Genomic DNA, 10578 nt, shown 5'->3' with positions numbered 1-10578 from the left:
GGCCTCCTCCTCGACCAGCATCACCGTCGGCCGCAGCGTGCTCTCCAGGGCGGCGAGGACGACGACACGCGTCCCGGCCGCCACGGCCGCGGCGGCCATCGGCCGGTCGACACGCAGAACCGGAACGCCGGCCCCGGCGGCGGCCGCCTCGGCGACCCCGCCGATGGTCGAGCAGGTGCACAACACGGCCCGGGCGCCCTTGTCGACGGCCTCGCGCACCCTCGCCCGTACGTCGTCGGCGACCGTCGCGGGGCCGTGGACGCGGGCACGCTCCAGCAGGTCCTCGGCGACGAGGTGCCGCGCCTCCAGTCCGGGATGGTCCTGGTCGCGCAGCGCGTCGAAGACGGGCACGTGGACGGGTGAGGTGTGCAGCAGTGCGAGCACGTGGACTTCAGAACCGTCCGGGATGCGCCGCCAGCCACTCCTTCGCCGCCCGGATCAGCTCCGGCCCGGCCGCCGGAGCGTCGTCGGCGTGACGCTCGGCCCACTTGGCGACGTACGGGCAGAGCGGGGCGACGGCACTGTCCTCGCGGGCGGCGACGGCATAGAGCTCGCGGGCGAGGGAGCCCGCGATGCCCTTGCCCTCGTGGGCGGGCTCGACGACGGTGTGCACCGGCACGAGCGCGCGTTCGGGTGCGTCGAGGACGAAGTACTCGATCCGCCCGACGACCCCGCCGTCCGCCACCGCCTCGAGCCGGCCCGCCGCCCGGTCGTCACGGATCCCGATGTCACCCATGGCCACTTCACGCTCCTGCCTCGGTCTGCGCCGGTCAGGCCGTGGTGACGGCCCCCGGGCTGCGCTCCTGGTCCGACCCCGGCACCGGCTCGGACGGGTCGGCCCCCAGGGACACGATGCGGTTGTCGCCGTCCACGTGCACCACCCGGGGCTCCAGCGCCCGCGCCTCGGCGTCGGTCACCTGAGCGTAACTGATGATGATCACCAGATCACCGGGCTGGACGAGATGGGCGGCGGCCCCGTTGATCCCGATCACCCCGGATCCGCGTTCCCCCTCGATGACGTACGTCTCCAGCCGTGCCCCGTTGGTGATGTCCACGATGTGCACGAGCTCGCCGGGCAGCAGATCGGCGGCATCGAGCAGCTCGGCGTCGATCGTCACGGATCCCACGTAGTGCAGGTCGGCCTGGGTGACGGTGGCGCGATGGATCTTGGACTTGATCAAAGTTCGCAGCACTTTAGACTCCTAGAAGACGGCTCCCCGCCAACTTTCTGCAGGTCAGGGGCGTCCCTCACTGTACATCGGCATGCCTTCGGCTCGAAGACCTCCAGGAAAATCGTGCGTTGCTGTGACCAGGCTTGCCGCCTGCGTATTTCTGCGCCAGCAGGCTGCCGCGAAGCCACCGACCGGGCGCACGCGCGAGGAGCCGTACGGGACTGATGCTGAGTGGATGCTGACTTACCTGACGTCTCATCAGTCATGTCGAGAGTCGGCGGCATTGGGATACCGTCCCCTACCCACCCTGTGGCAAGACCGTCTGGGCGGTGCTGACGACGCCGGTCGAAGCATGACGCACATGGCTTCGCGCTCGCCCCGTCGCGGGAGCCGGAAGGGCTACCCACTCACCGCCGGTAACGCCAGATCTGCCGCAACCGCAGAGCCTCCACGGCTCGATGAGTCTCGAGCTCCGTATCAGGGACGGGCTCCCGACCGAGACCGAGGCGCACCTGGCGGTAGAGCCGGTGCGGGGCGGCTACGGAATTGTCGACCAGTGTGGACAGGAGCGGCTCGTCAGCCGGTGTGCCCCGATCCACCACGACAAGCAACGCGACCTGGTCGTCGGGGTGCAGGAACGGGAGCTGCCCACCCGCCCGAAGCCGGAGGTCGCCCCAGCTCAGAGGAGTGCCGTCGGCGCGGGCCAGTTCTTCGAGGATGTCGCGGACCGTGGGGGCCAGCTTCTCGATCCTCTCGGCCGGCAGGCGGTCGTCTTGCGGTGGCTCGGCGGTGCGTCCCGTCCGCGCCGATGTGTTCCGCGAGGCGGCGGCCGCCTGGGCGGAGCGCTCGGCGGACCTTCGGTCCTCCAGCCTGCTCTGCCACCGCTCGACGAGCTTGGTTTCCGCGGCGGGCAGTGGTCGGGCGAGCTGATCGCGATGTTTCCCGATCTCGTCGAGCAGCCGCAGCAGGTCCTGGGTGGGCCGGTGCCCATGGGTCCGGTCCAGTTCACCGAGCAGGCGTCGGATCTTCCTGAGGTTCGGATCCTTCTTCTCGACCGGCTTCGGTTCAAGAGCCTTGGCCGGTTTCAGGTCGGGAGCGACGGCCCGACGCTCCACCCTGGCCGGGGTGACGGTAATGGGGCGGCCGATCAGACCGATGAGGAGGTCCAGGACGCGGTCGCCCTCTCCTAGCCAGTCACGGAGGGCCCTCCTCTGGGAGCGGACTTCTTCGTACCGGCGCAGATGCTCTTCTCCTTGCCGAATCGCCTGTGCCAGGCGCTGGGCTCGCGTCCCCTTCGTCCGGGCCCGGGTCCTCGACGCCTCCTCCAGCTTCTCCCTCATCTCCGCGCGTCTTCGGTGTGCCTGGTCCACGTCGCTCCCGAACGGTGCCCGCTCCCCGGCGGCCGGCCGCTTCGCAGCGGACGGCGGAGCGACCGACGCGCGTGCCCTCCGGTGTCTGTACGCCTCGTGCGTCTTCCTGGTCTCGGCCGCCGCCCACTGCTGCAGGGCGAACTCCGAGGCCGGTTCGGCGGCTCCGAGGCGGCTCAGCACCTGGCCCAGATACCAAAGGGGCCTGCCCATGTGGGTGACGACAAGGACGCTCAGCAGCGGGTGATCGGGCACCCGCGGCCTGTCCACCTCGACCAGCAGTTCCTGGCGCCCGGTGTTCGGCAGGTCGTGGACCCACCTGCCTAGCCTCTTGGCCAGATCGCTCCACGTGATCGTGGCACCCTTCGCCGCGACCTCCTCCAGCACCTTCCTGAGCTCGTCGGCCGCCTTCCCCTGTGCGGTCTCCGGCGCCTTGGGCCCGCCGGGCGCGCATTCGGTGAGGGGGGTCCGCTCACAAGCACTGGAGGCGCGGGCCGCCGGGACGTACTTCTCGTCGAGCGCGACGCTGGGACGCCACAACCCGGTGCGTTCCGCCTCCAGGCCGTTGAGCCGTACCAGGGCGTCGGCTCGGACCGCCCACGAGGAGCCGTTTTCCTCGACGACGTCCGTGACCAGCAGCCGGACCGAACCCGCGAGCTGGTAGACGTACTGGTCCGTGGGAGGAGGCACCGTGTCGGGCAGGGACAGGTGGGCCCGGACGATGCGGCTTCCCGCCGGCTTGACGAAGCCAGGAATTAGACGCCTGCCAAGCATGGCCAACGGTGACGAGGCCAGGGGTGCCGCTTCCGTGTCCACCGCGAACACGACTTGTCCGCGGGGAAGGGCCACGCTGCCGGGAAACGGCTCGCGGCCGATGCCGGCGGCGCGGAGCACCCCCTCGGCACGCAGCTCCTCGAGCGCGGGTGTGACGAGGCCGCTCTCGGTCATCCGGCAGTGCTCCAGCGGAACCCAGGGCGTTTTCTTCCCGTCGGTCGCGGTGCCGATGAACACGCGACGGTCATTGCCCTCGGTCTCGCACCGCACGAGGAGGGCATACCCGCGACGCGCCATCATGTCGCGAGCGAGCGCGTCGTCCCGGCCGAAGACCCACTCGATGCGGCCTTCCTTCGCGCCCAGACTGTCCGCCGCCTTGCGCCAGCTCCGGTAGTCGTCCGAGTGGAGCTCGAAGCGGAGATGCGTTCTAGTGCGAGGCAGCCGGAAGTCCACGGCATCGCCGTGGCAGTGCCCGAAGCTGCGCAGTTCACCCTGGGCCGCGTACCCCTGTCCGGCCAACCAGCGAGTGACATGGGTTTTGACGAACAGGTGGTCGGCGCCGTCCGCGCTGTGGCTGGTTCGGTGGCACTCCCCGCGGGCGGGGTCGGCTTCGTGGGCGAAGTGACAGACCCTCGTCACATACCGTTTGGGACGCAGCGGTTCTCCGCAGCCGCCGAGCAGCGTGCCGCACCAGAAGTCGTCCCTCCCGAACTGCCGGATGAACTCATCTAAGTTATGCGGTTGTTCAGGAAGAATCACCGGCTGGTCCGAGTCGCGGCCTCCGATGACCGCGGTCTGGATGAGGCGGGTGTCGATCTGCCCCAACTCGGGATCCTCCGATGAAGACGTGAGACGACCATCTCGAGAGACAAAGGGGGTGAGACAAATTCTGACACGCGTCCAGCGACAGCACCACATGCCCTGCAAGCGAAAAAACCTGGTCCGGGCAGAAGCTCAAGCACTCGGAAGTCCCCCGCCCCTGAACACCGCGCGCCCGCTCGGCGCGGAGCCGTTCACAGCTGGAGCGGTGGTGCCGGTGATCATCCGATGAGGGTGCGCAGGGCCGGAAGGCTGCCGCCGGTGCTGAACACACGCGCGATGGCAGCCGCCGCGACCGGGGTGAGCGGTCCACCGGAGACCTCGCCCACGGCAGCGCCTTCGCCCCGCTACGCCCTCGCCTACGCGCCGCCGGTGCACACGGGCCCGGTCGTGTCGGCGGAGTTCTCCCGGGACGGCCGGCTGCTGGCCACGGCCAGCCGGGACAGGACCGTGCGGCTGTGGCATCCCGCGACCGGGCTGCCGGTCGGCGAACCGCTCGACGGGCACACCGATCAGGTCTGGTCGGTCGCCTTCTCCCCCGACGGGGGCCTGCTCGCCACCGCCGGTCACGACAACACCATGCGCGTCCACGGCCATGGTGGGCCTCGCACACCGGCACCCTCCACCGTGGCCAGCTCCGCTCTACGGGCAGTCGAGCACGTCCTCTCGCAGGGGCACCACGTGCCGCTGCCCGCCCTCCGCCGCCAGCAAGCGAGCCACTTTCTGGCGCCCGTCGTCAGCGACATGAAGGGGCCCCACGCGGACCACTGGAGCCGGGGGAAAAACGTTGGTTTCCGGGGATGGGTCGCTGACTGGCTGTGCCAACGGCCCGGCGTGCGCGTCAGTAGTCGCTCTCCAGTGCCGCGCGCACCCCGTCGAGCGTCGTGTGCAGATCGGGCATCGACAGTCCTACCCGGGGCCCGTGGGATTCGGACGACGTGAACAGGTTCTGCCCCTCGATGAAGCCGTTGGCCTCGTACCACTGCCGCTTCCGTTCCCAGCCGGCCCGGTAATCGTCGCGGTCGAGCATCCCGAGGTGCTCCCACACTATGGTGTCCCCGTCATCAGTGGTGAAGGTGAAATCGGGAAGCCGGTAACCGCCGGTGAACTCTCCCGGAAGTTTGCGCTCGTACGCAAAGGGGACCCCTTCGTGCTCCAGCAAGTTTGCGATGATCAGCTCGCTCTTGCTCCGCACGTACAGTCCGCCGCTCGTGCGGTGGATGAGGTGGTCGGCGAACGGCACGCCGAGGTCGGCTCGGCGGACCGCATCGGAGAAGACGTTGGTGTTGCGCCGTGCGGTCTCCGAGCGGTCCGGAGCGGCGAGGGAGAGCAGACCTGCTGTGTCGGTCCCCTCGACGAGGAGCACGAGCCGGGTCTTGGCACGGGTCAGCGCCGTGTAGAGCAGTTCCCGGCTCATCAAGCGGCCCGTGGCGGGGATCACGACAATCACTGTGTCGAACTCGCTGCCTTGCGCCTTGTGGACGGTCAGGGCATAGGCGAGTTCGAGAGCGCCGCCACCGGACCTCGGCACGTCCTTCGAGCTGAAGTCGAACCGCACCTGCTCACGGTCGGCGAACGCGACCGACAGGCTTCGCGGCCCTCTCCTCGGGCTGACCAGCCCAACCTCTCCGTTGGCCAGGTAAGTCGGCCGTGTGCGCTGGTTGCGGCCGTGGTCGTAGCCGGTGCGTTCGCCGTTCTGCAGCAGGATGACCTTGTCCCTGTCCACGATCTCTTCGGGGCCGAGCGTGCGACCCCATCGGCGGGCCCGGTCGAGTTCCGATCCTCTGAACGTCCGTTGCAACAGCCGGTTGAGTTCGTGCACTCCGTGCGGCCCCATACGTACTGGCGACAACACCTGGAACTTGTGGGCGCCACTATGGTCGTCGAAGGGCACCCAGCCCTCGGAGGTCAGGCCGAGTGCCTTGTTGAACCCTTCGATGTCCCGCGGCCCGCTGAGGTCGAGGGCGTCCACGAGGGTCTCCAAGACCGCCGTATCCAGCTCCTCGGCCGTGTTCCAGTACCGGATGACCAGATCGCTACCCGCTCCTGCGCCGCCGCCGACCGTCGTGTCCGCCGGTGCCGAGACGGTCCCGTACCCCGCTGGGCCGGTGCCCCCCGGAGCAAGCTCGGACAGGATGTCGTCGGCGTCCACGCGCTGTTGCTCGGCCGTGTACCAAGAGGCAAGCCGCAGTGCAGCGCTCGGCGCACCCGCCGCCGTGCGCAGCTCGACCGTCAGTCGGGCCAGCGCACCGGCCCGCGCGGCCACCGCCCGGTCAGGGTCGCTTCCGCGCTCTTCGCACGCGCGCACCGTCTCGTCGGCCGCCTCAAGGTAGGAAACCAAATCGGCGAACGGGCGACCTGGACCAATGGGTGGCAGCTGGTTCGGGTCCCCCACCAGAATGAGCCGTTTGGTGACACCCAGATCGAGCGCCTCCAGACACGCGCGCAAGTCGTCCTCGCTCAGCATCGAGCACTCGTCGATGACGACTGTCCCGTACCCGGTGGCCACACCTGCCGTGGGCACTGCGGCTGTACCCTTCGGCGGGGAGAACAACGGCCGCTGTCGCAAGCCGTCGAACCGGTTGTGCTGGTGAAGGAACTGCGCCACTGTGTAGGCCCTGGTGCCGGTCTTCTGTCCCAGGCGGACCGTGGCCTTGCCCGTCGGAGCGAGGAAGAGCATGCCGCCGGATTGCAGGTACCGGCTCCGCTGGAGAGCACCGAGCACGGTGGTCTTACCCGTACCGGCGCGTCCGACCAGCACAGCGAGACGCCGCGTCGTGATCCTTTCGAGCGCGGCGGCCTGCTCCGCCAACGCCGTCCGAGCCCGCTCGTCGCCATCGGCGACGGTGACCTCTTGCTCCGCAAGCCGAGCCCGGAGCAGCGCAGTCCAGTCCTCTCCGGTGCTGGGCACAGGTTTGCCCGCCCGTTTTCCGAGGACCCTCGCTAAGTACTTCGCGGTCTCACCGCGGTTGGTCAGCTGCACTGCCGGCAACACTGCCCCACCGTCTGGATCGGCGAGGAGGTCCAGGACCTGCACCTCCTCGGCGAGGACATCCCTGTTGCCCTCAAGCCAGTGGACGGGGACTACTGGCGGCCGCCCCACCCGCAGACCGGCGAGGCGGGTGACCGCTTCATCGGCGGACATAAGCGTGTCGCCGTCCTCCGCGGCCCGGCGCAGAACGTCGACCAGACCCGCGCGAACCCGCCGTGGGTCCAGAGTGTCACCGAAGGCCGATGTGCACGTCGGCAACGGGTGCTTGACGCTGATGGTGTCGTCCGGGAAGACACCGAGATCGATGGTGCTGAGCGGCACCGGCGGATCATTCTGATCTCCGAGGTCTGCTTCGCTGATCCGGTAGGGGTTGGCCAGGAGAGTGGGGTCATCGATAGGAGTGAGCGTCGCTCGGTTCCGCTCTTCCGACCTGAACCAGCGAGCAGCGGCCTCCAGCGTAAGGTCGAATCGGGACAGAAGATGAAGGAGGTCCCGCTTGGCCGGGTTTGATGCCACGTGGCGCCATGTGCCGCTGGCATTGCGGAGTGGCGCGTCGTAGGCCGGGCTGGGCGACTTCGCGCGGCCCTCGAGGAGCGCCCCGAGCAGTGGCCACGGGTTTTCGTCCGATGCCAGCGTCCCCGAGGCCCGAAGCTCCCGTACCAGGCTGCTTCCCAACCGCAGACCCAGCGCTTCCAGCGCCGCGCCGGCGCCCGGGAAGGCACCTCGATCGGTCCACGCCTCGGCGATGCGCTCGTTCAGCCAGTCCTCGCGTGCCTCCCATGGGCCCAGCGCGATGCCATGGGCGCGGATCGCCCGGACCGCTTCCTGGCAGCGAACAAGCGTGGCGAGCGCGACATCCGGACCTGCCAGCTCGGCGCCATACGAGAAGGCGTTGACATGCGCGTTGTCGACCCCCACGGCGACTTCGGAGAGCAGCGCACGCCGCCGGGCGTCCTCGGCCGGATCACCCGTCGAAGCCAGGTAGGCATGGTAAGGCAGCAGCAGGCCCTTTTCGCCTTGGGGACGGATGGAGTGACTGACCAGCCTGTCCCAGGCCGGGTAAGGGCTGTCGACAAGCCGACCGTCAACTCCGCGTTGCGGGAACGGCAGCAGGCGACCGACGTCTGTCACCCTGCCCACGCCAACTACCAGTCGAGGGATGTGGTCACCGAGGGGATGGCCGGACTTCGTATAGAACAACGCGAGTGACCTGCCACGCGTGACCTGACCGAAGACATGATCGAGCAGCGCCTGCTGACGCGGACCGGAGAAAACCCAGGGTGTGGGAAAGGGCGCATGGCCCTCCGGCGGCAGCAAGCCTTCCGGTAGACGCTCATCGATGCGGCTCTGCCGCTCCTTCAACATCCACGAGAACGGCGTGGCGAACGTCGAGAACGGCGGCACAAGCACCTTGGCCGTCCGGAGCGCGCCGTGTGTGCCCTTGGCCTGCTCCACGGTGGTGTACGGATGGTCGATGTACCGGGTCCATGGCCGCGGGTTCATGAAGAGGCCGGACTCTGCCTGACATGGGGGCATCGCCTCCGCCGACAGAGTGGACACGTCCCTCCCGGCGTGCGCATCCTCAGCGGCGTCGTCGCGCTCGACCCGGATCCGCTGCAGGTCGGTGCAGTAGCCATTACGACTCGGCGCAGCGCAGACCCTCCCGTCCCACGCGGTGTCGTGCCAAGCCACACGAATGGTCAAATGCCTCAATGGCCCACCCCCTGAATCTGTTTGACGATACCTTCCGCAGCGGCTTGCTTGGCGGCCTTCTCCTGGGTGCGCGCTTTGACGGCGGTCTCCGCGGCGAGCGCCTCGACCGTCTCCCCGAGCTTGACGCGGCTCCGTTCGACCTCCTCGCGCAGTGCCTCGGGGCTGGTGGCGGTGGGCTCGACGCGGGGTGGGCGGCTATCGGCAGCAGCAGGCGCGCGATGATGACCACGGTGTCGGGCCCTCTCTGGGAAGACGGGTGCCCGGGACCGCATCCTGCTACCAACACGCTCGTATGAAGGTCCCGTGGCCATACACGCCTTACAAGGAGCGGCGTCCGACGACCACCCCACCTGGGTCATTGAGCAGGGCGATGCGGACGGACGGTTCTCGCCCGAAGCCTCACCGACGAACCATCAGCCATTACAGACCGGGCACGGTTACGTCCAACGAAGTGGTGTACAGGTTCGACCTGATCCGCGGAGGTTAGTTGTCGGTCAGGCGTCACGCCGGCATTTCAACTACGCTCGACAACCGGCGTGACCCACCGTAGAGGTCGGGGGACATCGCAGATCTGGGGGCGGGAGACCGATGGCGACGATCAGCAGAGATCACTACAACCACTTCCAGGTGCTGTACCGCGATGCCTTGGGGCGTGCCATAGCGGCTCGTCAAGCAGGAGACGGCAAAGCCGAGCAGAAGGCCCTGAAGGAAGCCCGTTCGTGGCGTCGACGGTTCCGCAATCGCAGAGTTGAGGCCCCGGAGCAGCGAGCGGAGCGGCTGGCGCACGAGCAGGCTGAGCGCGATGCGTCGGAGAAACTGCGCGTCAGGCGAGCGATGCAGCATACCGAGCGTGCCGAGGAACTCGCGAACCAGCGGGCCGCGCAGGTCGAACGCTGGAAGAGTGAGCGAGACAAACTTGTCGTCCGCGCAGTGGTTTCGGGTGGCCTTCCAGAGCTAGGCAAACGCCGTTGATCCGATTCGACTGACGGACAGCGTTACCTGAGACGGGACCGGCAATCCCACATGGAACCAGATGCCAATCCACTAAGATCAGGTGAGGCAGCGGCAACATTAGATCACCCGCCTGCCACTGTCGCTGCAACTTGCGACTCAGGGGTTCGGGTCGACTCTCAGGCCGGAGGGACGCGGACCGCACCGCGACCGACAGCAAGGTCGTCTCGCCCTCCACGCGCACCAGCATCCCCGGTGCCGTCGCCGGCCGATGTCGTCGACCACACCTACCGCCAGAGCATCAGGGCCGCTGGCGGTGGCCGCCAGGTCGCACTCGACGCAGAGCGGTACCTCGCCGCGCTTGCCGACAGCAGGACCAAGAAGGCGCTGATCGTCGCACCGTCCTTACGGACTCGGGCCCCCGGGGCGGCCTCGCTCGTACATCTAGCCGCCCCGGTCATCCCGACTTGACGGTTAGGTGAGATACGTAAATCCCGCGCACTAGGGTCCGTCTTCAAACGGATCTTGCCCAGAGCAGGAGCGACGCGAGACTGACCGCTGCCTCGTATGAGGTGGCGGTCTTGTCGTATCTGGTCGCGATGCCGCGGAAGCCCTTGAGCCGGTTGAAGCAGCGCTCGACGAGGTTGCGCCGGCGGTAGGTCTCCCGGTCGAATCCTGGCGGTCGACCGCCGCGGCTCCCGCGCCGCAGTCGGTGCCGCCGCTGGTCGGCCTTCTCGGGAATGGTGTGCGCGATGCCGCGTCGCCGCAGGTAGGCGCGGAAACCGCGGGA

The 10578-nt window shown here is 68.5% G+C and carries 8 protein-coding genes and 2 pseudogenes; 3 read left to right on the top strand and 7 right to left on the bottom strand.

Annotated elements, in window-relative coordinates; all coding sequences use genetic code 11:
• From B7767_RS15920 to B7767_RS15905, 4 genes and pseudogenes are all read right to left on the bottom strand, one after another.
• Positions 1–384, bottom strand: a pseudogene (locus B7767_RS15920) (arylsulfatase); the annotation flags it as partial.
• Positions 385–391: 7 nt separating this feature from the next.
• Complete coding sequence (locus B7767_RS15915) at positions 392–736, bottom strand: GNAT family N-acetyltransferase (protein ID WP_085572766.1); 345 nt, start codon at positions 734–736, stop codon at positions 392–394.
• Positions 737–770: 34 nt separating this feature from the next.
• Positions 771–1193: an aspartate 1-decarboxylase gene (panD, locus tag B7767_RS15910; RefSeq protein WP_085572765.1), complete on the bottom strand. Its 423-nt coding sequence runs from the start codon at positions 1191–1193 to the stop codon at positions 771–773.
• Positions 1194–1579: 386 nt separating this feature from the next.
• Positions 1580–4138, bottom strand: coding sequence for a hypothetical protein (locus tag B7767_RS15905; RefSeq protein ID WP_085572764.1), 2559 nt, complete (start codon positions 4136–4138; stop codon positions 1580–1582).
• Between the two features lie 222 nt (positions 4139–4360).
• Between B7767_RS15905 and B7767_RS47295 the strand changes: the two genes are divergently transcribed.
• The gene (locus tag B7767_RS47295; RefSeq protein WP_085572763.1) at positions 4361–5074 is read left to right on the top strand and encodes a WD40 repeat domain-containing protein; all 714 of its coding nucleotides are present in this window, start codon (positions 4361–4363) and stop codon (positions 5072–5074) included.
• On the opposite strand, the gene B7767_RS15895 is transcribed toward B7767_RS47295, so the two are convergent.
• Both B7767_RS15895 and B7767_RS15890 read right to left on the bottom strand, forming a co-directional pair.
• Entirely contained in the window at positions 4974–8816 is a 3843-nt protein-coding gene (locus tag B7767_RS15895) for an AAA family ATPase (protein WP_085572762.1), read from the bottom strand. The two genes, B7767_RS47295 and B7767_RS15895, sit on opposite strands and share 101 nt — an antisense overlap.
• Positions 8817–8833: 17 nt before the next feature.
• Positions 8834–9109: a DUF3618 domain-containing protein gene (locus B7767_RS15890; protein WP_085572761.1), complete on the bottom strand. Its 276-nt coding sequence runs from the start codon at positions 9107–9109 to the stop codon at positions 8834–8836.
• A 316-nt stretch (positions 9110–9425) separates the two neighbouring features.
• Here B7767_RS15890 and B7767_RS45755 point away from each other — a divergent pair, with 316 nt between their 5' ends.
• A complete protein-coding gene (locus B7767_RS45755; RefSeq protein ID WP_143652479.1) occupies positions 9426–9809 on the top strand; it encodes a hypothetical protein in 384 nt (127 codons plus the stop codon).
• Between the two features lie 197 nt (positions 9810–10006).
• A pseudogene (locus B7767_RS48045) lies at positions 10007–10259 on the top strand (hypothetical protein); the annotation flags it as partial.
• 43 nt (positions 10260–10302) lie between these two features.
• Here the strand turns inward: B7767_RS48045 and B7767_RS15885 are convergent.
• The coding region (locus B7767_RS15885; protein WP_143652446.1) for a transposase at positions 10303–10578 on the bottom strand (276 nt) is incomplete at its 5' end.

It is taken from the genome of Streptomyces sp. 13-12-16, assembly GCF_002114215.1.
GTDB lineage: Bacteria > Actinomycetota > Actinomycetes > Streptomycetales > Streptomycetaceae > Streptomyces.
Note: the sequence above shows the minus strand (reverse complement) of the source record. Positions and strands in the feature narration are given on the sequence as shown.

Coding starts and splice junctions, on each gene's coding strand:
- B7767_RS15915 (WP_085572766.1), bottom strand. CDS start 736: ATGGGTGACATCGGGATCCGTGACGACCGGGCGGCGGGCCGGCTCGAG.
- B7767_RS47295 (WP_085572763.1), top strand. CDS start 4,361: ATGAGGGTGCGCAGGGCCGGAAGGCTGCCGCCGGTGCTGAACACACGC.
- B7767_RS45755 (WP_143652479.1), top strand. CDS start 9,426: ATGGCGACGATCAGCAGAGATCACTACAACCACTTCCAGGTGCTGTAC.
- B7767_RS15890 (WP_085572761.1), bottom strand. CDS start 9,109: ATGCGGTCCCGGGCACCCGTCTTCCCAGAGAGGGCCCGACACCGTGGT.